This is a genomic window from Pseudomonas sp. PMCC200344 (assembly GCF_030053095.1).
In the GTDB taxonomy this organism is placed as follows: Bacteria; Pseudomonadota; Gammaproteobacteria; order Pseudomonadales; family Pseudomonadaceae; genus Aquipseudomonas; species Aquipseudomonas svalbardensis.
Genome location: NZ_CP125618.1, coordinates 2,741,813 through 2,766,653, shown reverse-complemented (window position 1 = coordinate 2,766,653; position 24,841 = coordinate 2,741,813). Strand labels below are relative to the sequence as shown.

General features: G+C 59.0%; 16 protein-coding genes. 9 read left to right on the top strand and 7 right to left on the bottom strand.

The features are described 5' to 3' along the window. Window positions 1–1,404 carry an FAD-dependent oxidoreductase gene (locus QFW87_RS12510; RefSeq protein WP_283190645.1) on the bottom strand — a complete coding sequence of 468 codons (1,404 nt, stop codon included), beginning with the start codon at window positions 1,402–1,404 and terminating at the stop codon, window positions 1–3. A gap of 50 nt (window positions 1,405–1,454) precedes the next feature. Beyond that, window positions 1,455–2,270, bottom strand: a complete 816-nt coding sequence (locus QFW87_RS12505; protein ID WP_283190644.1) for a helix-turn-helix domain-containing protein — start codon at window positions 2,268–2,270, stop codon at window positions 1,455–1,457. Between the two features lie 264 nt (window positions 2,271–2,534). On the opposite strand from QFW87_RS12505, the gene QFW87_RS12500 reads away from it, so the two are divergent. Continuing rightward, complete coding sequence (locus QFW87_RS12500; RefSeq protein ID WP_008156356.1) at window positions 2,535–2,807, top strand: DUF1652 domain-containing protein; 273 nt, start codon at window positions 2,535–2,537, stop codon at window positions 2,805–2,807. A 68-nt stretch (window positions 2,808–2,875) separates the two neighbouring features. Here QFW87_RS12500 and QFW87_RS12495 read toward each other — a convergent pair whose 3' ends face one another. Beyond that, window positions 2,876–5,350, bottom strand: coding sequence for a UvrD-helicase domain-containing protein (locus QFW87_RS12495; protein ID WP_283190643.1), 2,475 nt, complete (start codon window positions 5,348–5,350; stop codon window positions 2,876–2,878). Window positions 5,351–5,631: 281 nt separating this feature from the next. Here QFW87_RS12495 and QFW87_RS12490 point away from each other — a divergent pair, with 281 nt between their 5' ends. Next, window positions 5,632–6,327: a pirin family protein gene (locus tag QFW87_RS12490; RefSeq protein ID WP_283190642.1), complete on the top strand. Its 696-nt coding sequence runs from the start codon at window positions 5,632–5,634 to the stop codon at window positions 6,325–6,327. A gap of 64 nt (window positions 6,328–6,391) precedes the next feature. On the opposite strand, the gene pgm is transcribed toward QFW87_RS12490, so the two are convergent. The 4 genes from pgm to QFW87_RS12470 form a co-directional block, all read right to left on the bottom strand. Then, window positions 6,392–8,038, bottom strand: coding sequence for a phosphoglucomutase (alpha-D-glucose-1,6-bisphosphate-dependent) (gene pgm / locus QFW87_RS12485; RefSeq protein ID WP_283180371.1), 1,647 nt, complete (start codon window positions 8,036–8,038; stop codon window positions 6,392–6,394). Window positions 8,039–8,149: 111 nt separating this feature from the next. Further along, entirely contained in the window at window positions 8,150–9,550 is a 1,401-nt protein-coding gene (locus QFW87_RS12480; RefSeq protein WP_283180372.1) for a PLP-dependent aminotransferase family protein, read from the bottom strand. Between the two features lie 67 nt (window positions 9,551–9,617). Continuing rightward, entirely contained in the window at window positions 9,618–11,108 is a 1,491-nt protein-coding gene (locus tag QFW87_RS12475; RefSeq protein ID WP_283190641.1) for a hypothetical protein, read from the bottom strand. Window positions 11,109–11,685: 577 nt separating this feature from the next. Continuing rightward, entirely contained in the window at window positions 11,686–12,708 is a 1,023-nt protein-coding gene (locus QFW87_RS12470) for a zinc-dependent alcohol dehydrogenase family protein (protein WP_056743735.1), read from the bottom strand. Window positions 12,709–12,976: 268 nt separating this feature from the next. Between QFW87_RS12470 and QFW87_RS12465 the strand changes: the two genes are divergently transcribed. From QFW87_RS12465 to QFW87_RS12435, 7 genes are all read left to right on the top strand, one after another. Beyond that, entirely contained in the window at window positions 12,977–13,894 is a 918-nt protein-coding gene (locus QFW87_RS12465; protein ID WP_283180374.1) for a LysR family transcriptional regulator, read from the top strand. A 320-nt stretch (window positions 13,895–14,214) separates the two neighbouring features. After that, on the top strand, window positions 14,215–15,468 hold the full coding sequence (gene mexE / locus QFW87_RS12460) for a multidrug efflux RND transporter periplasmic adaptor subunit MexE (protein ID WP_008156373.1): 1,254 nt from the start codon (window positions 14,215–14,217) through the stop codon (window positions 15,466–15,468). A 12-nt stretch (window positions 15,469–15,480) separates the two neighbouring features. Beyond that, a complete protein-coding gene (locus tag QFW87_RS12455) occupies window positions 15,481–18,663 on the top strand; it encodes an efflux RND transporter permease subunit (RefSeq protein WP_283190640.1) in 3,183 nt (1,060 codons plus the stop codon). After that, on the top strand, window positions 18,660–20,081 hold the full coding sequence (locus QFW87_RS12450; protein ID WP_283190639.1) for a TolC family protein: 1,422 nt from the start codon (window positions 18,660–18,662) through the stop codon (window positions 20,079–20,081). Before QFW87_RS12455 ends, QFW87_RS12450 begins: the two co-directional genes overlap by 4 nt. Window positions 20,082–20,493: 412 nt before the next feature. Then, entirely contained in the window at window positions 20,494–21,549 is a 1,056-nt protein-coding gene (locus QFW87_RS12445; RefSeq protein ID WP_283190638.1) for a tetratricopeptide repeat protein, read from the top strand. A gap of 116 nt (window positions 21,550–21,665) precedes the next feature. Next, window positions 21,666–23,168, top strand: a complete 1,503-nt coding sequence (locus tag QFW87_RS12440) for an ATPase domain-containing protein (protein ID WP_283180378.1) — start codon at window positions 21,666–21,668, stop codon at window positions 23,166–23,168. Then, window positions 23,165–24,835 (top strand): response regulator, encoded by a 1,671-nt coding sequence (locus tag QFW87_RS12435; protein WP_283190637.1) that lies wholly within the window; start codon window positions 23,165–23,167, stop codon window positions 24,833–24,835. Before QFW87_RS12440 ends, QFW87_RS12435 begins: the two co-directional genes overlap by 4 nt. Window positions 24,836–24,841 lie beyond the last annotated feature (6 nt).

Here is a 24,841-nt window from a genome sequence, read left to right as displayed (position 1 = left end):
TTACTGCATGAAGCCTTCCATAAAGCCGGCAATACCGGTGGCCAGTTTGCGACGCCAGGGTGCGGTGGCCGGGTTGGCCAGGGTCTGGTCTTCGTGGGCGAAGCTGCGGATGATCGCGTTGTAACCAAGCCAGCGGCAGGGCTCCGGCTCCCAGGCCCGGAGCGTGTCGAGCCCTCCCTGGATGACCCACGGCTGGCGGACCAGCTCGGTGTCGCGCTGCAGAATCAGGTCGGCCAGGGTCCGGCCGCCCAGGTTGCTGGCACCGACGCCCTCCCCGCCATAGCCACCCGACAAGGCGATGCCGCTGGCCTGATCGCACAGCATGTGCGGTTTGAAACGCCGGGACATTCCCAGATTGCCGCCCCAGGCATGGGTAATCCGCGAGTTCTTGAGCTGCGGGAAGAGTTCGCCAAACAGATAACGCCGCAGCTCCACTTCGCTGGTGGTCAAGTCGAAGTCATGGCGCAACTTGGCAGCGAACTGATAACCGCCCCGCGCGCCGAACACCAACCGGTTGTCAGCCGTGCGCTGGCCGTAAGTGACCTGGCGACTGTTTTCGCTGAAGGCCTGGCCGCGACTCAGGCCGATTTCATCCCACGTGGCAGCGGATAGCGGCTCGGTGGCCACTATCAAGCTTTGCACCGGCAGCTGATAACGCCCCAACGGTGGCAAGGTGACCGAGTAACCCTCGACCGCCGGCACGATCCAACGGCTGCGAACCGAGGCTTTCGCCGTACGCAGGCCACCCGATTGCCATTGGGTGACCGGGCTGTTCTCGTAGATCCTGACGCCCATTTTCTCCACCGTCCGAGCCAGACCTCGTACCAACTTTGCCGGGTGAATGGTCGCGACGTGCGGTGCATAGATACCGCCATAAGGTTTGGCGACTCTGATCTGTTGCGCCAACTGCTCGGGGCTGAGCCAGCGGTAATCGCTTTCGGTCAATCCCTGGCTGTAGAGCGTGTCGAGATAGTGCCGAAGGCTGGCTTCTTGTTCCGGATAGCGGGCAGCGCAATACAGCGCCCCGCCTTTGCGGTAATCGCAGGCGATGCCTTCACGTTCGATGACGACCCCGACTTCATCCGGAATGCCGTGCAGCAAATCGAACGAAGCCCGGCGCTGTTCGGGCGGCAAGTCGGCGAGCAAGCGGTCTTCGCCCAGCACATTGCCCATCAGCCAACCGCCGTTACGCCCCGAGGCGCCAAAACCGGCGGTTTGCGCTTCAACAATGGCAATATTCAGGTCAGGCGCCAGGCGCTTGAGGTAGTACGCGGTCCAGAGCCCGGTGTACCCCGCGCCAATGATTGCGACGTCGACATCCAGATCCTGTTCCAGCGCCGGACGCGCCAATAATGGCTCGTCGAGTTGATCCATCCACAAACTGATAGTGCGCCACGCCGACATGCAAGACTCCGCCACTCAAACTTCGATGGCGTCGATCCTAGTGCGTGGACTTAGAGGCTGTCTTGCGCGCGTGCACGCAAAGAAATTTGTTTTACGTAGGCCTTGGGCGACTGGCCGGTGTGCTGGCGGAAGCAGCTATAAAACGCCGACAGCGAATTGAACCCGGCGGCAAACGCCAGTTCGTCGATACGCAGTGGCGGCGTGGCGTTATCCAGTGCCGCGAGCAAATGCTGCAGGCGCGCCTGGTTGACGTATCGGTAGAAGCTCTGGCCAAGCACCTGATTCAGCAGATAGGAAATCTGATTGCGGCTGTACCCGCATTCCTTCGCCACCCGTTGCAGGTCGAGTTCGGGATCGAGGTAAGGTTGTTGGCGCTGAAAGTACTGCTGCAAATCTTCAGCCATGAAGCTCAGCTGGCGTGCAGATAGCCCGAGTCGACTGACCGCAGGGCGTTGGCTGCTGGCGGCTTTGCTGACGAGCTGTTCATGCACCAGCGAGGCATATTCGTTGACCCGCCAGATCAGTCCGTCACGTACGGTAATCGCCTCGCTGGCCCGGAATGACACCAGGCCTTCACCGCCGCGAAGGGTTATGCGGTACTGAATGAACGCCGTGTTGCCGTCCAGACGGATACGGTCCGAATGCTCCAGGGCCTCATCGGGATCGCGGGGCATGCTGCTGCGCACGTATTCACGTAGTTCGGACAGCCCCATCACACGGTTCTGGAAAAAATCGCTGTACTGAATCTCTGGGTGATAGAGCGCCATCACCCCGTCCAGGTCCCGGTGTTTCCAGCGCAAGTGATAACGCATCACCGTGTCGCCCGTGGCCTGGGTTTGCAGCGGACCATCATCATCGGCGTGCATAAAGGACTCGGCGAGAAAAAGCCGAGCTTGCCGAAATTCCGTCTCAGCTTCAATGGCCAACCGATGGTGGCCAACTGCCTAAGAACCGCCATCCACGTGACCTGCATCAAAAAAAACTGAACCAATCGCTAAACGGCCTGAAAAATCCACATTAGTTTCACATCCGGATGCTACTTTTAAAGGCAGTCACCGGTTGAGCCATTGAAGGCTCTTCCCTCCTAACATGAGCTAAAGGAAGCGCTCGATGAATAAGGCGGGCTACACATGAATAAAGGGTTCAGTAAAGTCACCTTTCCAAACGCCTGCCAGCTGATGCGCTGGCATTTTCATCCCATGGGTTTCGAGGCGAGCATGGATGCGCCGGGCAGCATGATTGCCCGTCTATTTGACCGTGCCAGTGGCGAGACCATGATCGCCATCGCCGGCATTCCTTGCGCGACGGTAATGAATGCTGCGGATGTAGAACGGATAATCGAAGCGGTGGAAGACGAGCTTGAGGCTTTCATTCCGCCAGCTGCCCTCAGGAGCTATGCCTGAAGGCTGAACCTTCAACAACAAGCCCACGTTAAGTGGGCTTTTTTGTGCGCGCGAAGATCTTTTACGGTTCACGCCGATGTCTTGCCCTGTCGGTGATCGGCAAAGAACGCCTTGCCCTTGTCGATCCGATCGGAAGCTTTAGGCAGGTTGGCTGCCTGGGTGTCTTGCCCATCGACATACCAATAGCAATGACTCACCGCCCGAGTGATGCCGACGTAAGCCAGTCGCAGGATCTCGTCTTTTTGTGCGCTGTCATATGCTTCGCTGTCGCCTGTCTTGCCAAGACCCGCCATGCGGTAGACCTGGTTCTTGTACGGTGAACTGGTCAGGTGCTGACAATCACCCAGCAGGAACACGGCGTCAGCCTGAAGTCCCTTGGCGCTGTGATAAGTCAGCTGCTTCAGCCGCCGCGTTTCGTACGGCAAGCTAGAATCCACATTAACTACAGACTGAATATGCTCTTCTATCAATGACTTATCACTGCTTTTTCGATAAAGCATCAAGATCGAATCGCCCTTTCTGTAGTGCTCCATCAAGCGTTTGGCCATGCCTTGATCGTCACGATCGAGAACGTTAACCGGCAGCAATGCCTTCGGTTCGCCACTGGCCTTGGCCTTCTTGCCTGCGATCGCCGGCGCCGCACGAACGATATGTTCGGCGGCATCGATGATGTGCTGGTGACTACGGTAGTTGTCGCTCAGCATGACTTTGGTCGTGCTCGGCGACGGAAATTCCTTGTTGAATTCCATGAAATACGTCGGCGAACTGCCCCGCCAGCCATAGATGGACTGCCAATCATCGCCGACACAGAGCAAGGACGAACGTTGTGCACCGCGCCCCACGTGCATGGCGGGCCCGCGACTGCGGATTTCCGTCAGGCTGGCGCGGATCCAGGAAACGATCTGCGGCGATACGTCCTGAAATTCGTCGATCATCAAGTGCGACATCGGCCTGAGCAGCTCGTCGCTCAGCAGTTTCAGGTTTTCCGGCGAATGTTCGCTGAACAAGGCGAACATCCGGTTGTAGGTCATCACCGGTGGTTTCTGATCAATCAGATGATCTTCCAGCGCTCGCCAGTACAGGCTCAAGGCCTCGAAGAAAAACCGGTCCGGGTCGTCCTTGGCAAAACTCATCTGGCCCACGGCAGTGGGTACATCCAGGCCGAGGTTCTCGATAAACCCCGCCGCAGCGACAAAACAGTCCAGTAACGGCGCAGAGCTGAGCTCGCCCTTGACCTTGTAATCGAAGCCCGGCCCGGCACTGGCATCGCCTCCAAGGGACGCCAATACACGCTTTGATGACTCGTAACTATCAAGCCATATCAATGGTTTACGACAGAAAGCTTGAAACAGGGTTCGCTTGACCGCCCATTCCGCGCGCACGCTCAATTTGGCATTAGGGCGGCTGACCTGCGGGTTCTCCCGGGGATCGAATCCCAGCACCACCCAAGCGTCCAGGCTCGGAATATAGCCATGACAATGAAATGTTGAACCGTTGATATCGAATGTCTGGCGCTTCGGCTCGATGCCTTTGATTGGCCAGGCACCCGCGCGAAACCACAAGTCTTCGATAGCGTCGCAGAGCTCTTCATCACGCTTGGCGGCCAGTTCGGTCACGGCCATGCGCTTTTGCACGTCCGGGTGATCGCGCTCCAGCTCCCTGAGTTGCAGCGCGTGACGGGACAATGGCTTGATCAATTCGCGAAAGCGCTCATTGCGCGTGTGCAGGCTGTAATAGCAAGCGTTGAGTTGCTGGCGCTGGGCGTCGTTGATGCGCAGGTCGAAAGGATTGCTGTCGACCTCCTCATCGCCGTTTTGCGCACGGTGACTGAGGTTTTCAAAGGCTTGCAGCCGCTCGAAGCCTGGCAGGCTGCGAACCATTGGCAGGATTCGCGAATGGAAGGTGCGCACCAGATCACGCGCCTCTTTGAAACTGAGCGACCAGCCCCAGAGTGCAAACAGCTCGATCAGTTTATTGATGAAGTCTTTGCGCGATTCACGGGTAAAGGTCACCACCGTCATCGAACTAAGCTCGAACCCCAGATAATGGGTCAGCAGCAAAATACGCAACACCAACGTGGTCGACTTGCCCGCACCCGCGCCGGCAATCACCGAGGTCGAGGGTGTGTAGCTGAAGATCATTTTCCACTGCGCAGCGCTGGGCTGGGCGTGCGGTGGCAGCAGTCGAGCGACATCCGTCTTCATGCGCTTCTTCAACTCAGCGCTCAACGGCAGACGCCAATCGTCGAACAGATTCTCGTCAACGTTGGGCGGCCGGTGTTCGGTCGAACGCGAGTCACGAATCAACAATACCTGCCGGCCTTCCTCCAACCCTTCAAGTTTGCCTTCCTTATAGCCGTAATCCACCCCGGCACTGTGCCCACTGCGAAAGCCGTCGGCCTGGCCGTGCAGCCAGGATGCTCGGTGTTGTGCGCGCAGACGCGTCAGGCCGTGACCAAAGAACCGGGCGGCCAGACGCTTGAGCAGCGGCATCTCGGCCAGGGGACGAAGTTCAGGAGGAAGATCGGGGGTGTGTTGCGGCACGCGGGCTGACTCCAGGGTGTGAGGCTGTTGAGGGCTATGGTGTCTGCATTTGCCGTTCAGTTCTAGTGAAATGCTTACAGGTCATTGGCTTATGCGATGAAGTGAAGGTTGGGTGAGAATCTTTCGAGGTGATTTGATATCAAATTATTCGATTGTATTGAGGCATTTTTTACACTTTTTATCGATCAGTGCCTGATAGATGATGCTCGCCATCAACCACCGGTTCGCGTTTCGTGGCTCAGGCGCTCCTGCCCCATGACGAACCTTTTCAGGAGACGATCATGCTTGAACTCAGACCCTTCAACTCCCTGGGCGGCGCCAACCATGGCTGGTTGGATGCTCATCACCACTTTTCGTTCGCCGAGTACCATGACCCAAAACGCATGAACTGGGGCAACCTGAGGGTGTGGAACGACGACGTGATTGCCTCTGGCACCGGGTTCCCGAAACACCCGCACCGGGACATGGAAATCATCACTTACGTCCGTGAAGGCGCAATCACTCACGAAGACAACCTGGGCAACAAGGGCCGTACCCAAGCGGGCGACGTTCAGGTCATGAGCGCCGGCACCGGGATCGCCCACAGTGAATACAACCTGGAAGCGACCGAGACCAGGATATTCCAGATCTGGATCATCCCGAACGAATCCGGTTTGGCACCGTCCTGGGGCGCCAAGCCCTTTCCGAAAGGTCAGCGCGAAGGTTTCGTGACACTGGCAAGCGGCAAGGCCGGCGACGATCAAAGCCTGCGGATTCGAGCCGATGCGCGATTAGTGGCCGCGAACCTCAAGGCCGGTGAATCCGCCGAGTATCGCCTGGACAATGGCCGTCGCGCCTATCTGGTACCGGCTACCGGTGTCATTGAAGTCAATGGCTTGCGTGCACAAGCTCGAGACGGTATTGCAGTTGCCGATGAGCAAGTGTTGCGGGTGACCGCCATCGAAGACAGTGAAATCGTCCTGGTGGACCTGGCTTGATCTTGTAAATGCGGGACAAAAAAAAAGGGGCGACCGTCATGGCCGCCCCTTTTTACATTCTGGATTACTTCGCAGAGATCGCGCCGTCCACCAGTGTTTGCGCTTCTGCTACCAATTGCTTGAGGTGTTCGTCACTGACGAAGCTTTCAGCGTAGATCTTGTAAATGTCTTCAGTGCCCGACGGACGCGCCGCGAACCAGCCGTTCTCGGTCATGACTTTCAGACCACCGATCGCCTGGTCGTTACCCGGTGCATGACTGAGGATGCTCTGGATCGCTTCGCCCGCCAGTTGGGTCGAGGTGACCTGGTCCGGCGACAATTTGCTCAGCAGGGCCTTCTGCTCAGGATTGGCTTTGGCATCGACGCGCACCGAGAACGGTTCGCCCAGCTCATCGGTCAAGGCGCGATAGGCCTGACTTGGGTCGCGACCGGTGCGGGCGGTCATTTCTGCGGCCAGCAGTGCCGGGATCAAACCGTCCTTGTCGGTGCACCAGACGCTGCCATCCTTGCGAAGGAACGACGCACCGGCACTTTCTTCACCGCCGAAGCCCAGAGAGCCGTCGAACAGGCCGTCAGCAAACCACTTGAAGCCGACCGGCACTTCGTACAGGCGACGACCCAGACGTTTTGCCACGCGATCGATCAAGCCGCTGCTGACCACGGTTTTACCCACGGCCGCATCGGCGCGCCATTGCGGACGGTTCTGGAACAGGTAGTCGATCGATACGGCGAGGTAGTTGTTCGGCGCGAGCAAACCACCGGACGGGGTCACGATGCCATGACGATCGTGGTCCGGGTCGCACGCGAATGCTACGTCGAAACGCTCTTTCAGACCGATAAGGCCCTGCATGGCGTGAGTGGACGATGGGTCCATGCGGATCTGACCATCCCAGTCGACCGTCATGAAGCGGAAGGTCGGATCGACCTGTTTGTTGACCACCTCCAGGTCCAGACGGTAATGCTCGGCAATCGCCGACCAGTAGCGCACCCCTGCTCCGCCCAGCGGATCGACACCCAGACGCAGCTTGGCATCACGGATGGCGTCGAAGTCGATCACGTTGATCAGGTCGGCGACGTAGGTATTGAGGTAATCGTGACGATGGGTCGTGCTGGCCTTCAGCGCCTGCTCGTAGCTGATGCGTTTGACGCCGGCGAGCTTGTTGCTCAGCAGTTCGTTGGCCTTGGCTTCGATCCACTTGGTGATGTGGGTATCGGCCGGGCCACCATTGGTAGGGTTGTATTTGTAGCCACCGCTTTGCGGCGGATTGTGCGACGGCGTGATGACGATGCCGTCCGCCAGGCCCGACGTACGCCCGCGGTTGTAGCAGAGAATGGCGTGGGAAATGGCCGGTGTCGGGGTGTATTCGTCACCTTCGGCGATCATTACCGTCACGCCGTTGGCGGCCAGCACTTCAAGGGCACTGGCGCCGGCCGGGGTGGACAACGCGTGGGTGTCGATGCCGACGAACAGCGGGCCGTCGATGCCTTGGGCTTCGCGGTACAGGCAGATCGCCTGGCTGATCGCGAGGACGTGCCATTCGTTGAAACTCAAGTCGAACGAGCTGCCTCGGTGCCCGGACGTGCCAAAAGCTACGCGCTGGGTCGAAATGGCGGCATCGGGCTGGCCGGTGTAATAGGCCGTAACCAGTCGCGGGATGTCGACCAACAGTTCTACCGGTGCCGGTTTGCCCGCAAAAGGACTGAGTGTCATGCAAAACCTCTGAAGTCGAGTGGTTCAGGAATAGGAACGCAGTTTACTGGCAGTTCGACCGCAACGCGATGGGATCGATCCATGAGTGTCACGGAGGGTGTGTGGCCCCGTTCAGTCGATCGACTCCAGACGCAAGGCGTCCCCTAACAAGCCCATTGCCGCGGCAAGGTCGTGATCACCGCCGAAGGTGTGACTCAGGCGCAAGTGTTGCGCATGCAAGCCCTGGAGACTGAACAGCTCTCCCGGTGCGATCACCACCTGGTGCTTGAGCAGGCGCTGGAACACCCGACGTACATCGACCTGGCGCAGCGAACGAACCCAGATGGTTGCGCCGCCCTGGGGTTCGACAAAGTGCAAGGCATCTCCCAGACGCTCCTGCAACAGCTGAGTCATCTGCACCTTGCGGTCCTTGAGCATCCGCCGTAATACCTGAAGATGCTGATCGACACGTCCATTGCCATACAAGCGAGCGATGGCTTTCTGGCGAATCGGTGACAAGCGGAACGAACGCAGCAGAAAGTACCGTTGCAGTTCAGCACTGAAATGCCGCGACAGCAGATAGCCGTATGGCGCCTCCGGTCCGATGATTTTCTCGAACGTGGAAAACACGATCAGCCGATCGGGGTCCAGCAAGTCGCGAAACCGCTGGCCGTCCGGTTCGAATCCGAGTTCGCCGTAGCAGTCGTTTTCCAACACCCAACTGCCATGTCGTTCCAGCAACTGCGCGACGACTTGTCGGTTGTCGTCGGGTGCCAGGCTGCCCCGCGGCATGTTCAGCCCCGATGAAACCATCACCAGCCGCACCGGCTCGGTCTCCAGCAGCTCCTTGAGCCATTCGACGTCCAGGCCACCGCTGGATTGCACCGCCAGCTCGATCACTCGCACCTGCGCAGCCTGGAGCAACCGCAGAATCGCCCAGTCGCACGGCGACTCGACCAACACCGTGGCGTCCTTGAGATTCAACACAGCGATCAGTATTTCCAGCACGCCACGCAGGTCGGCGCCAATATAGACATCGTCGGCGTGCCAGCAGCGCAGCGGCGAGGAGGTGTAGCGCGCTGCCAGGGCAATGCGCAACTCCAGCTCGCCGCAAGGTTGCGATGTCGGTTGCGGCTGACGCGGATACTGGCGCAGCAGTTCTCGTTCCAGCAGTAACAACGGACTGTCGAGGGGTTGCAACAACGCCGGTTCATCGGCGCTCAAGACCAGCATACCGGGACGCCTGGCGTTGACATAAACGGTTTCGAGCAGGTCGTTGCCACTGCTGAGCGTGCTGATGGAGGACACCGGTAACGCGTAATATCCGGACTTGGCGACCGAATAAACGCGCCCTTCCTTCTCCAGAAGCGAATAAGCGTACTGAATGGTCGAGATCGATACGCTCAGACGCTCCGCCAACTGTCGCAAGGAAGGCAGACGGACTCGCGTGTCACTGACCGGTTCGTTGATCAGGTTAGTCAGATATCGGTACACCGCCTGATACGCGAAGTCAGTTTCTCGTGGCCCTTTCATGGGCGAGGGCCGAATGCCGTGTGAACGTCTTCATGCATCGTCAGGAAATCTGTCAAGCCACGCACTTTCAGCGCCCCGCTGACCATTCATCCGCCACCGCCGTGTCGTCGTCAAAGTCGGATGCTTCGGCTTGCAAACCCGCGTCGCCGAGTTCCGGGGCGCCTGCCCTACCCTCATCCGCAGACACCGGGCCCATGCGGTAAAGCTTGCCGATCAAGCTGACCGGCAACCCGCTGACGTCGGTCATCCATTGCAGAACCTGCTCCGGCACCGGATTGCCCTGCATTGCCCGGTGCAAATCAGGCATCGCCACGAGCATGCCGGGGTGGCACTGACGCAGAAAACGCTCAAGCGCCGCGCCATTCTCGACGAAAGGTGAAAAGAGCAGGCACACCAGTTGGGCCTCGCTCAGGCCAAGGTTTTTTTGAGCCTCGGCCGCTGCCAGCATGCGCTGCTCGGCCAACGTTGCCGGATTACCGAACACCTCTACCGCTTGCTCGCACAACCGTTCCGCCAGTTGTTTGCGCCGCATCATCACCAAGGCTCGTTGCAGGTATTCGGCGACACCCGTCTCGTAGCCGCGGTCGAGCACGAAACACGACTGCAAACCCCGCATGTGTGCAGAGATAGAAAGGCTGACGTACTCGTTGTCGCTGAGCTGAGCCCCCAGTTCGTCAGGTTGAAAACCGAGAAACTCTGTGAGCAGCGGCCAACGCTCTTCCAGGTTGCTGACCAGCATGTCGTGAATGTCGATGTACGTGGTGCGACGACAGGCCTCAAATCGTTCGGCCGGACGCCACGCAACCTGGTCATGCTCAGCATAAAAAGCGCGGTAGCAGTCGCAGCCCAGTTCATCGAGCAGCGCGAAAAGCACCTCGTAGCCGGTTTCGTGGTGATTCGAGGTCTTGAGCCCGGCCTTGGCGGCAGCACGTTTCAACCCGTCGAGAAACTGCTTCTGCTGACGAGGTGAGTCGCTGCTGATCAACGCATCGACACCGCTGTCCCAACGAGCTATTTGCCCATAGAACTCGCCGGTGGCCAGATACCCGTCGTCCCACAGATCAAGCGGCCCGTTCCAGGCGCGGCAATGGCCCACCATCAAAAGATTGAGCCGATTCGACTCACGGCCGCCTTCGGAAATCGGCGTCAGGTGGTTGAACGGCAGGACTTCCCGGTTATCGACCATCAACACTTCGACCCGAGGATCGTCGTAGAGGAACAAGGCGCTGTAGCTGCGATGGATGTTTTCCAGGGCCGTCGGGCTTGCGCCGTTCAAGCGCAAGGATGCCACTCGCAACTGGAATGTCGCTGGCGCCCGGCCTGCGATACTCAGCTGTGCAGCGCGCAGCAGCGCCAGGGTGTAACAACTGTCGCGGGAGCCGGACTGAATCGCCAGTACCTTGTAATCGCCAATACGCTCCATACCCCCGGCGGCCACCACCAGTCGCTGAATCATCAGCTGCAATGCCGTGCGTTCGGCGCGCGAGAAGAAACTCAGCAATCGCTGCAATACTTGCTGATAGACATAGTTCATCGCTTGGTCATGGATATTGGTCATCTTTATTTACCTGATGCTTGTAAGTTCGATATCGCGCCAACAACGACACGCATTGCGCAATGGGTTGCTTGCCACGATTGAAGTACTGGACGTTATTGCCAAATGCTAGCACTTAAGCTTTTAGTAATTATTTGAAATAACTGGAGGTCTCCCCTGCTCCGTCCAGAGACAGGTGGCCGCGACCCCCTGTAGAACCGGCCTCTAACGGCTGCGAGCGACATCCTAGGAAATGTCCGACAGCGTCCCACAGACAATTAGCACAAGAAATAGAGAAAGAAGTCACCCATGTTTTTTTGGCAACTGCGCAACGACGAACTATTGGTCGGATATGTATTAACAGTGTGTATTGAAAAGTATCAACCTGATACCCAGCCATGACTCATTCCTTGAGATAAAAGTAATCATTCAATTATCAAGGCTTATATGATGATTAGAAGATACAGATTGAGAGCAAAAACCAGTTCAGTTGCTGAACTGACCCATTGACGGGGCAATGGGACGTCTCATTTTGGCAGGAGCTGAAAACAGGAGAGTCCGTGGGGGCACGGACTCATGCAGAGGGGCTTACATGAAGGGCTTATGCAGGTTCGACCTGAAGGGCGACCCGTTCGCGGCATGGGCATTCGTCCATGTAGCGGTGTGCTTCGACAAACTCGGCAAACGGGAAGACCCGAGTCTTGAGCGGCAGCAGCACGCGGTCGGCGGTCATCTGGTTGATGTCGCGCAAGGCGCGTTGCAGTGCGACCTGGTCCTGGATGATGCCCAGTTCAGGCTTGCCGGTGAAGTTGCCGATGCAGTGCACAAAGAACTGGATGTTCTTCTGGAACGCTGCGCAGGCCGGGAACGGCGTCTGGTTGCCGCCTTGCAGGCCATACAGCACCAGGCTGCCGCGAGGTGCAAGCACATCGCCAAGCAACGACATCTGTGGACCGCCGAGACCGTCGAACACAACGTCCACGCCACGGTTGTCGGTGATCTTGTTGATCTGCATCAGCAGATCCTGCTCTTCGGTGACGATGACTTTCTCGGCACCCAGGGACAGCAGATTCTCACGCTCTTCCGCTGTCTTGGTCGCGGCAATGACCCGGATACCCAGAGCCTTGCCCAGTTGTACAAAGGACGGACCGGCACAGTGACTGGCGTCGGTCACCAGGGCGAATTGCCCGGGCTTGACCCGTGCCAGATCGACATAAGCGAAGTAAGCGATCAGCAGCGGCGTGTAATGCACGCTGGCTTCGATCGGGCTGAGCACGTCCGGGTAACGGGTGAGTGCCGAGCGCGGCAGAACGATCTGCTCGCCGTAGACCGGATAATCGTTGGGGCTTTCAGCCGGGAAGCTGGCGACCTTGTCACCGACAGCCAGGTCATCGACGCCCTCGCCAACCGCCGTCACGACGCCGGACATTTCATGGCCGAGGCCTGAAGGCAGACGAGCGTGGGACGAGGCCAGGTTCTGGCGCCAAAGAATGTCGTACCAGCTGATGCCAATCGCCTCGACGCGCACCTGCACTTCGCCCGGTGCAGGGAGAGCGGCCGCATGCTCTTCGCATTTGAGCACCTCGGCTGGACCAAACTTGTGAAAACGGATCGTGCGGGACATCGCAAACCTCGTCAAAGAAACCTCTAATGCCCTGAACTCTATCTGGGCTTTCTACCCAAGACTATCAGTGGCTATTAATAGTCGACATGCCTGTCATTGATTCCGCAGCGCCGGCGACATCGTCAAATGCCGTGAAAACCGAAGCAGCCTTTTCAGGAAAACTGAATTACTCGGTGCAGAGTAGCAGCCTTTCCCCTTAATATTCACGCCGGCCATTGTTCTCATATGGCCGCTCTCGTCAAGCTTGATGACTCTGCCAGGACTCCAGATGAATCGTAATGACCTGCGTCGTGTCGACCTGAACCTGTTGATCGTTTTCGAAACATTGATGCACGAACGCAGTGTGACCCGCGCTGCGGAGAAATTGTTCCTCGGGCAGCCGGCCATCAGTGCGGCGCTCTCGCGCCTGCGCGGGCTGTTCGATGATCCGTTGTTCGTGCGTACCGGCCGCAGCATGGAACCGTCCGCCCGGGCGGTGGAAATCTTCGCCCTGCTCTCGCCTGCACTGGATTCGATTTCCACCGCGGTAAGTCGTGCGGCGGAATTCGACCCGGCGACCAGCACCGCGGTGTTTCGCATCGGTCTGTCGGACGATGTCGAGTTCGCCCTGCTGCCGATGCTGCTCAAGCGCCTGCGCGCCGAATCACCGGGGATCGTGCTGGTGGTGCGCCGGGCCAACTACATCCTGATGCCGAGCCTGCTGGCCTCGGGCGAAATTTCTATCGGCGTCAGCTACACCGCCGACCTGCCGGCCAACGCCAAGCGCAAAATACTGCGTCGCAGCATGCCTAAGCTGTTGCGGGCCGACACGGTGCCGGGGCCGTTGAGCCTGGATGATTTCTGCGCACGGCCTCATGCACTGGTGTCGTTCGCCGGTGACCTGAGCGGCTTTATAGATGAAGAGCTGGAAAAGCTCGGACGCAAACGACATGTGGTGCTCGCAGTGCCACAGTTCAACGGACTCAGCACACTCATCAGCGGGACCGATATTGTCGCAACAGTGCCGGATTACACGGCTGAAGCGTTGACGGCGGCCGGCGGTGTGCGGGCTGAAGATCCACCGTTGCCGGTGCGCAGTTTTGAATTGCACATGGCCTGGCGTGGGTCGCAGGATAATGATCCGGGCGAGCGTTGGTTGCGCTCAAGGATTCAGATGTTTTTCGGGGATCCTGATAGCCTCGCTTGACCCTGATTGTTGTATCGGTACTGATGGCCTCTTCGCGAGCAGGCTCGCTCCCACATTGGTTTGCGGTGTTCACAAATCCCTGTGGAAGCGAGCCTGCTCGCGAAGGCCGCAACCCGGTCTCAAGCTGAACCTTTGCATTCCCCGCAACACTGAATTGTCATCAATCCAATTGATAGCCGCCTAACGAAAGGTGCACGCTAGAGAGCTTGGCTGGCGCTTATATCATTCCGAATGATAGTTACCTTTGTCTCATTCGATTCGTGCGATACAACCTCGCCGAGCATCATCCGTCCATTCTCAATACATTGGCGGATGCATCCATGGAACAATCACTCAAACATTTGCGCTTCCCGTTGGCCCTGTTGGCCGTACTGGTGATGAGCGCCTGCGGCAAGACTCCGGACACAGCCGCCACTATGCCCGCAGCCAAGGTCAGCGTGGCCAAGGTGCTGGAACAACCGGTTAACGAGTGGGACGAGTTCACCGGGCGCCTCGAAGCGCCGGAAACCGTAGAAATTCGTCCACGGGTCTCTGGTCAGATCGATGAAGTAGCGTTCACTGAAGGCGCATTGGTCAAGAAAGGCGACTTGCTGTTCCAGATCGACCCGCGTCCATTCCAGGCCGAGGTCCGCCGCCTCGAAGCCCTGGTTGCCCAGTCCCGTGCCAACGCCACCCGCAGCGAAAACGAATCCCAACGCGGTGAGCGTCTGCGCACCAGCAACGCGATCTCCGCCGAGCTGGCTGACTCGCGCACCAGTGCGGCTCAAGAAGCCCGCGCCGCCGTCGGAGCCCTCCAGGCACAATTGGATCTGGCCAAACTGAACCTGAGCTTCACCCGTGTCACCGCGCCGATCAGTGGTCGCGTCAGCCGCGCGGAAATCACCGCCGGCAACCTCGTGACCGCCGATACCACCGCGCTGACCAGTGTGGTGTCCACCGACAAGGTCTACGCCTACTTCGACGCCGACGAGCGTGTGTTCCTCAAATACACCCAGCTCGCTCGCCAGGGCAAACGCGGTGCTACCACGCCGGTGTACCTCGGCCTCTCCAACGAAGACGGCAACCCACACCAGGGCGTGATGAACTTCGTCGACAACCAGGTCAACCCGAAAACCGGCACCATCCGCGGTCGTGCCGTGTTCGACAACAGCGACGGCGCCTACACCCCAGGCCTGTATGCACGCTTGAAACTGGTCGGCAGCGGCACCTATTCCGCCGTGCTGATCAACGACGAAGCGGTCGGTACCGATCTGGGTAAAAAGTTCGTGCTGGTGATGGATGCCGACAACAAAACGGTTTACCGCTCGGTCGAGCTCGGTCCGAAGATCGAAGGTTTGCGCATCGTGCGCAGCGGCCTGAACAAGGACGACACCGTCATCGTCAAGGGCCTGCAACGGGTTCGCCCTGGTTCGCCGGTCACGCCAGAAGTGATCCCGATGGCCAGTGAACAAACCCTCGCGGCACTCGCACAACAACGACAAGCGCTGGAAGCCAGCAACCTGCCCCAAGTCGCACCTGCCAAGGTCGCGCCGGGTTCGGTTGTGAAACTGGCTGCCGCGACACCACGCGGTTAAGGGATCACTACGATGAATTTTTCCCAATTCTTCATTTCACGGCCGATCTTTGCAGCGGTACTTTCGCTGCTGATCCTGATCGCCGGCGCCATCTCGCTATTCCAGTTGCCGATCAGCGAATACCCGGAAGTGGTTCCGCCGACCGTTGTGGTTCGTGCGAACTTCCCGGGTGCCAACCCTAAAGTTATCGGTGAAACCGTGGCAGCTCCGTTGGAGCAAGCCATCACCGGCGTCGAGAACATGCTGTACATGTCCTCGCAGTCCACCGCTGACGGCAAGATCACCCTGACCATCACCTTTGCGCTGGGCACTGACCTAGATAACGCACAGGTACAAGTGCAGAACCGCGTGACCCGGACCGAGCCAAAACTTCCCGAGGAAGTGACCCGCATCGGTATCACCGTGGACAAGGCATCGCCCGACCTGACCATGGTTGTGCACTTGACCTCGCCGGACAAACGCTACGACATGCTCTACCTGTCCAACTACGCCTTGCTCAACATCAAGGATGAGCTGGCGCGTCTGGGTGGTGTAGGTGATGTGCAGCTGTTCGGTATGGGCGATTACTCGCTGCGGGTCTGGCTCGATCCGAACAAGACCGCTTCGCGTAACCTGACCGCCACCGACGTCGTGACCGCAATCCGTGAACAGAACCGTCAAGTGGCTGCCGGTGCGTTGGGTGCACCTCCTGCACCGAATGCCACTGCGTTCCAGCTGTCGGTCAACACGCAAGGTCGTCTGGTTTCTGAAGAAGAGTTCGAGAACATCATCATTCGCTCCGGCGAGAACGGTGAAATCACTCGCCTGAAAGACATTGCTCGCGTCGAACTCGGCTCCAGCCAATACGCCCTGCGTTCCTTGCTGAACAACCAGCCGGCAGTAGCGATCCCGATCTTCCAGCGCCCTGGCTCCAACGCGATCCAGATCTCCAACGACGTTCGGGAGAAAATGGCCGAGCTGAAGAAGAACTTCCCGGAAGGCATGGACTTCAGCATCGTCTATGACCCGACGATCTTCGTGCGCGGCTCCATCGAGGCGGTGGTTCACACCCTCTTCGAAGCGCTGATCCTCGTGGTGCTGGTGGTGATCCTGTTCCTGCAAACCTGGCGCGCCTCGATCATTCCGTTGGTGGCGGTGCCGGTTTCGCTGATCGGTACGTTTGCAGTGATGCACCTGTTCGGTTTCTCGCTGAACGCCCTGTCACTCTTCGGATTGGTACTGGCCATCGGTATCGTGGTGGACGACGCCATCGTGGTGGTGGAGAACGTCGAGCGAAACATCGGACTGGGACTAACGCCGGTCGAAGCAACCAAACGGGCCATGCGTGAAGTGACCGGTCCGATCATCGCGACGGCACTGGTGCTGTGTGCGGTGTTTATCCCGGCGGCCTTCATCTCCGGGTTGACCGGGCAGTTCTATAAACAGTTCGCCCTGACCATTGCGATCTCGACTGTGATCTCGGCGTTCAACTCGCTGACCCTGTCGCCTGCACTGGCTGCAGTTTTGCTCAAGAGCCACGACGCGCCGAAGGACGGTTTCTCCAAGGTCCTCGACAAGATCTTCGGTGGCTGGCTGTTCCGTCCGTTCAACCGCTTCTTCGACAAGGCCAGCCACGGTTATGTCGGCACCGTGGGCCGGGTTATCCGCAGCAGCGGCATTGCCCTGCTGTTGTACGCAGGCCTGATGGTGTTGACCTTCTTCGGTTTCTCCAGCACCCCGACCGGTTTCGTACCCGGCCAGGACAAGCAATACCTGGTGGCCTTCGCGCAACTGCCGGACGCCTCGAGCCTGGACCGCACCGAAGACGTGATCAAACGCATGTCCGACCTCGCCCTGAAACAGCCTGGCGTGGAAAGTGCCGTGGCCTTCCCGGGCCTGTCGATCAACGGTTTCACCAACAGCCCTAACGCCGGCATCGTGTTCGTGACCCTGAAACCGTTCGATGAGCGTAAAGATCCGAGCATGTCCGCCGGTGCGATTGCCGGTGCGTTGAACGGCCAGTTCGCCGGGATTCAAGAAGCCTACATGGCGATCTTCCCGCCGCCGCCCGTACAAGGCCTGGGCACCATCGGTGGTTTCCGCCTGCAGATCGAAGACCGGGGCAACCTGGGTTATGACGAGCTGTACAAAGAAACGATGAACATCATCAACAAAAGCCACAACGTGCCGGAACTGGCCGCCCTGTTCACCAGCTACACCGTGAACGTGCCACAGGTCGATGCGGCTATCGACCGCGAAAAAGCCAAGACCCACGGCGTGGCCGTCAGCGACATCTTCGACACCCTGCAGATCTATCTGGGTTCGCTGTATGCCAACGACTTCAACCGCTTTGGTCGTACTTATCAGGTCAACGTTCAGGCTGAACAGCAGTTCCGTCTCGAACCAGACCAGATCGGTCAGCTGAAAGTGCGTAACAACAAAGGCGAGATGATCCCGCTGGCGACCTTCATCAAGGTCAGCGACACCTCGGGCCCGGACCGCGTGATGCACTACAACGGCTTCATCACCGCTGAAATCAACGGTGCGGCAGCCCCCGGCTACAGCTCCGGCCAGGCCGAAAAAGCCATCGAGAAACTGCTCAAGGAAGAACTTCCGAACGGCATGACCTACGAATGGACCGACCTGACCTACCAGCAGATTCTGTCCGGTAACACCGCGCTGTTCGTGTTCCCGCTCTGCGTACTGCTGGCGTTCCTGGTACTCGCGGCTCAATACGAAAGCTGGAGCCTGCCACTGGCGGTGATCCTGATCGTACCGATGACCCTGCTGTCGGCCATCACCGGTGTGATTGCTTCGGGAGGCGACAACAACATCTTCACCCAGATCGGCTTGATCGTACTGGTGGGACTTGCCTGTAAGAACGCGATTCTGATCGTCGAGTTTGCCAAGGACAAACAGGAGGACGAAGGCCTCAGCCCGCTCGCCGCGGTACTGGAAGCCTGCCGTCTGCGTCTGCGGCCGATCCTGATGACTTCCTTCGCGTTCATCATGGGTGTTGTGCCTCTGGTCTTCTCCAGCGGTGCCGGTGCCGAAATGCGTCACGCCATGGGTGTGGCGGTGTTCTCCGGGATGCTCGGGGTGACCTTCTTCGGTCTGTTGCTGACGCCAGTGTTCTACGTATTGATTCGTAACTTTGTGGAGCGCGGTGAAAAGCGCAAAGCCGCCAAGGCCCTGAAACTGGAGGCGCAACAATGAGCCTGAAAGCCTTCCTGCTGAGCCTTCTGGTACTTGCCCTGAGTGCCTGTGCCGTCGGCCCGGACTACAAGACCCCAGCCACTGAACCGGCCAACATCACTACCGCCACCGATGGCAGCGCCGGTCAGAAGAACTTCGACCGCTCGCGTTTCGAAGGCATCTGGTGGCAGCAGTTCGAAGACCCGACCCTCAACCAGTTGGTGACTCAATCGCTGCAAGGCAACCGTGATTTGCGCGTGGCCTTTGCCCGCTGGAAAGCGGCGCGAGCGATTCGCGATGACGTCAGCAATGACGCCATGCCGACCATCACCAGCCGTGCCAGCAGTGATCTGGGCAAGGGTCAGATTCCGGGCCAGACCACTAAGCGGGTCAATAGCGAACGCTACGACCTGGGCCTGGACATGGCGTGGGAGATCGACCTGTTTGGCCGTATCCAGCGCAACCTGGAATCTGCCGACGCCGAACAGCAGGCGCTCGAAGCCGATCTGTACCAACTGCAAGTCTCGATGATTGCCGAACTAGTGGACGCCTACGGTCAACTGCGCGGTGCGCAGCTGCGGGAAAAGATCGCCCTGGCCAACCTGAACAACCAGCAAGAATCGAGCAAGATCACCGTCAGCCTGCGTGATGCCGGCGTCGGCGATCAGCTCGATGTGGTCCGCGCCGATGCACGCCTGGCGTCCGTCGAAGCCAGCGTGCCGCAATTGCAGGCTGAACAGGTTCGGCAGAAAAACCGCATCGCTACCCTGTTGGGTGAACGGCCGGACAAGCTGACCGTCGACTTGAGTCCAAAAGACTTGCCGGCGATTGCCAAGGCCCTCCCGATCGGTGATCCGGGTGAACTGCTGCAACGTCGCCCGGACATTCTCAGCGCCGAGCGCAAACTGGCCTCTGCCACCGCCCGTATCGGCGTGGCCAAGGCTGATTTGTTCCCACGGGTCAGCCTCAGCGGTTTCCTCGGTTTCACCGCCGGGCGCGGTTCGCAGATTGGTTCCTCGGCGGCCAACGCCTGGGCACTGGGCCCAAGCATTACCTGGGCGGCGTTCGACCTTGGCAGCGTGCGTGCCCGTCTACGTGGTGCCGATGCTGATGCCGAAGGCGCCCTGGCGACCTACGAGCAGCAAGTCCTGTTGGCGTTGGAAGAATCGGAAAACGCCTTTAGCGACTACGGCAAACGTCAACAGCGCTTGATCTCGCTGATTCGTCAGAGCGAATCCAGCCGCGCCGCGGCCGACCTCGCGCAAATTCGCTACCGCGAAGGCACAGCGGACTTCCTCGTCCTGCTCGACGCTCAACGTGAGCGGCTGGCGGCTGAAGACACCCAGGCTCAGGCCGAAGTCGATCTGTATCGCGGCATTGTCGCGATTTACAAAGCCCTGGGCGGTGGCTGGCAACCAGAGACGGTCGCCAGCAAGTAATGTTTTAACGAGCTCCTTTGGTTGGCCGCAACCAACCAATTCCTTTGCCCTGCGCCTCATTCGGTCGCGGGGCTTTTTTTTGCCGATCCCGAATTCAACGCATATCCCTGTGGGAGATTCTATGTTGCAGGGCGAACAACGCCACTCCGGGTCCGGGGTTGAATATCGCGTTGAAGTACTGAAGCAGCGGTTGCATGGGAGCGCTCATCGAGTCATCTCCAGCAAGCGTAGTCACTGCCAAGGCGCCTCGAAGGGTTTCAATGTCGACGCAACCTGTAGGCAAAATCATTGAAAAGCCAGACTGCCTTGAATCGACTGACCCACGTATTCAACTGAGTCTGTGTTTGACTCACAGCCTTGCCTGACCGAAGCTGGCACCTTTGCAACAGCTTGCCAGCTCCCGGATTCCTGCATGCCCCAGTCCCGCCGCTACCTGCTCATCAGCCTCTGCGTCCTGTTTGCCATCGGCGTTGCCTGGTTTTCCCTGCGCAGCACGACCCCCGCTGTGCCGGAGGCGATCAAGCGTGGCTACAGCGAGGCGCTGAATCAGGCGCGCGCAGGCCAACCGGGCGCAGCGCGGGTCCTCTACCAGCAATTGGGCCGCCCTGATATATCGGTCAAACGCCGCGTCTGGTTGCATGCCGAACTGCCCAACTACCCCAGCTCCGTGGCCCTGAAACTGGCGGATTCGGACTTGCAGCATGAATCACCAGACGTGCGCATTGCAGCGATCAAAAGCATCAGCGGTCTGGTGCCCAGCGGTCAGCGCAGCCTGCTGCTGGCCCCGTTACTCGATGACGGCGAACAGCGCGTCCGCTATGCCGCCGTAAACGCCTTGCTGGGGCTATCGCCGGACGATCTCGGTTTGTACTTCGGGCCGTTGGAGCAAGCCATCGATGCCTGGGAACAGGACCTGAAGAGTCAACCGGAAAGCGCCGACAACCAATATCAACTGGCTCGGCTGCATCTGCACAATGCCGAATTGAAAGAGGCGCAGCGGGCGCTGGAGAACACCTTGCGTCTTGCGCCCGGCAACCTGCCCGCGCTGGTGATGCAAATCGACGTGCTGGATCGCCTGGGCCAAAACGATGCTGCCCGGCAACTGTTGGCCAAGCAGCTGAAGGCTCAGCCCGATTCAGCCTACCTGCAACATGCCCTGGGGCTCTGGCTGTTGCATCACGGGCAAAGTGAATTCGCCCTGCTCGGCCTTTCCAAAGCCGTGGAGCTGGAGCCGGACAACAAGGATTACCGCTACGACCTGGCCACCACACTTCACGATGAACAGGAGCTGGAAGCGGCGCAGAAACAGTTGCAGGAGATCGTCCAGCGGCACCCGGCCGACCGGAGAGCCCGGGTATTGTTGATCAACTACTGGAAAGAAAGCGGCCAGCTACAGAACGTGCAGATTCTGCTGGCGCAACTTGAACAACTCAATCCCGACGACCCTGCCTTGCAGCAAGGGCTTTAACAACAGCAAAAATTTCGTTGAACTCGTCGTCTCGGCCAAGGGTCAAGAGAACAGGCAGTCCATTCAGGCACTTACGGCCTGCTGCCTCGCTTCCCCTAGTCATGAGAGGGTATTTTTTGTCTACATCAAACGAGTTGATCAGTGCAAAAGCCGCCACCGGCATCGAAGGTCTGGATGACATCCTGGCCGGCGGTTTGTCCCGCGGGCATGTGTTTTTACTGGAGGGTGAACCCGGTACCGGCAAAACCACCGTCGCTTTGCATTTCCTGTTGGCCGGTGCTCGTGCCGGCGAACGCTCGTTGTACATCACCCTGTCCGAGACCGAACGCGAATTGCGCCAAGGGGCCTTGTCCCACGGCTGGGAACTGGATGAGAACATCCACATCTTCGAGCTGACGCCCCCGGAAAGCCTGCTCAATGCCGAGCATCAGCAGAGCTTGTTGTATTCCTCGGACCTTGAACTGGGCGAAGCCACCAAGCAGATTTTCGAAGTGGTCGAACGGGTCAAGCCGACCCGTGTGGTGCTCGACAGTCTTTCCGAGATCCGTCTGCTGGCCCAAAGCTCATTGCGCTACCGTCGCCAGATCCTCGCGATCAAACATTACTTCGTGCGCTATGACGCCACGGTGGTGTTGCTGGACGACCTGACCACCGAATCCCTCGACAAAACCGTGCACAGTGTGGCCCACGGCGTCATTCGCCTTGAGGAACTGACCCCCAACTATGGCGCCGAGCGTCGGCGGATCCGTGTGGTGAAATACCGTGGCCAGAAGTACCGAGGCGGGTTTCACGACTTCACCATCATGGGCGATGGCGTGCATGTTTTTCCGCGCCTGGTGGCCGCCGAGCACCGCGGTCGCTATGTCCGCCAGCAATTGTCCAGCGGCATCAAGGCCATGGACGCCCTGCTCGGCGGCGGGATCGAGACCGGTTCCAGCACGCTGATCCTTGGTCCGGCCGGTACTGGCAAATCGCTGATCTCGATGATCTTCGCCGCCGCCGCCGTGGCCCGAGGCGAAAAAGCCGCACTGTTTATTTTCGATGAAGAGCTCGGGTTGCTGTTCGAACGCATGAAGAACATCGGCATCGACCTCAAGGCGCTGCAAGACACTGGCAACCTGCTGATCGAGCAAGTGGACGCGGCTGAGTTGTCCCCAGGAGAGTTTTCCTACCGGGTTCGTCGCTGCGTCGATGAGGGCAGTATCAAGACCGTGGTGATCGACAGCATCAATGGCTATCAGGCGGCGATGCCCGAGGAAAACGCGCTGGTACTGCACATGCACGAGTTGCTGCTGTACCTCAATCGCCAGGGTGCCGCGACCTACATGACCGTCGCCCAGCATGGACTGGTCGGTGACATGCAGGCCCCCGTGGACATCACCTATCTGGCCGACACGGTCATCCTGCTGCGCTACTTCGAGGCATTAGGCAAGGTTCGCCGGGCGATCTCGATCATCAAGAAACGCACGGGCAGTCATGAGTCAACCATTCGGGAATACCGAATCAGCGCTCAGGGCATGACCATTGGTGAACCGCTGGATGCATTTCAGGGGGTATTGCGGGGTGTCCCGACCTATCTGGGTGCCAGCAATCCTTTGCTTGAGGAACAAAGCCCGTGATTGCCCGGGAAGCGATGTCCGAGCGCGCGATCATTCTCGCGCCGCTGGGTCGCGACAGCCAGATTGCGCTGATGATGCTCAATGAAGCGGGTTACGACGGGGTGATTACTCGGGACCTTGTGGCGTTATGCAGCGAGCTGGTGCAAGGGGCAGGATTGCTGTTGATCTCTTCCGAGGCCTTGTTGGGCGGTAATCTTGAACCGCTGTTCAGTCTGATCGAACAACAGCCTGCCTGGTCCGACCTTCCGATTGTATTGATGACCCACCATGGCGGCCCGGAGCAAAACCCGGCGTCGCGCTACGGTCCACAGCTGGGGAACGTGACCTTTCTTGAGCGTCCTTTTCATCCCGTGACGTTAATCAGTCTGGTGACCACCGCGTTGCGCGGCCGTCGACGACAGTACGACGCCAGGGACCGGCTGATCGATCTGAGTCAAAGCGAACTGCGGTTGCAAAACACCCTCGAAACCCTCGAACAGCAGGTCGAGGAACGCACCGCCCAGCTGCGACACAATGAGGAAGCCCTGCGCCAATCGCAGAAGATGGAAGCGGTCGGCCAGCTCACCGGCGGCATTGCCCACGACTTTAACAACATGCTGACCGGCATCATCGGCAGCCTGGAGCTGCTGCGCCGACGTGTCGCCCGTGGGCGCACCGACGATCTGGACAGTCTTATCGACCTGGGTGTGACGTCAGCCAACCGCGCGGCAGGCCTGACCCACCGTCTGCTGGCATTCTCCCGGCGTCAGTCGCTGGACTCCAAACCCGTGGAGATGAACACCCTGGTGGTGTCCATGGGCGAGCTGCTTCAGCGCAGCATCAACGAAACCATTCAGCTGGACATGCAGCTGAACGAGCAACTCTGGGTGGCCGAGGCCGATCCCAATCAACTAGAAAGCGCCCTGCTCAATCTGGTGCTCAATGCTCGGGATGCGATGCCCGATGGCGGCAAACTGGTGGTAAAAACCAGCAATCAGCATCTGGACATTGGCTTCACCGAAGCCCAGAGCAACCTTCAACCGGGTGATTACGTGGTGCTGAGCGTCACAGACACTGGGTGTGGCATGCCGCAAAGCACCATCAACCGAGCCTTTGATCCGTTCTTTACCACCAAGCCCATCGGTCAGGGCACAGGCCTCGGGCTGTCGATGATTTATGGTTTCAGCAAACAATCGCGTGGCCACGTCGCCATTCACAGTGAAGTGGGCGAAGGCACCACGGTGAGCCTGTTTCTCCCGCGATTCGGCGGTGACGTGCCTCAGGACAGCCCGGTGGACGTCCAGCACGCTCCGTTCGCACAGAATGGCGAAACGGTGCTGATCGTCGAGGACGATCCGGCGGTACGGGTGTTGATCAGTACGGTGTTGAGTGACCTGGGCTATGCCTTCGTCGAGGCTGGTAATGCCGACAGCGCGGTGCCGATTCTCGACTCCAGGCAGCGTATCGATTTGTTGATCAGCGACGTTGGGTTGCCCGGCATGAATGGACGGCAACTGGCGGAAATCGGTCGGCAATACCGGCCGGATCTGAAGGTTTTGTTCATCACAGGCTACGCCGAGCATGCGGCAGTGCGTGGTGGTTTCCTTGATCCTGGCATGCAGATGATCACCAAGCCGTTCACCTTCGACCTATTGACGGCGAAGGTGCGGGAGATGATCCGCGTCTGAAGGTGC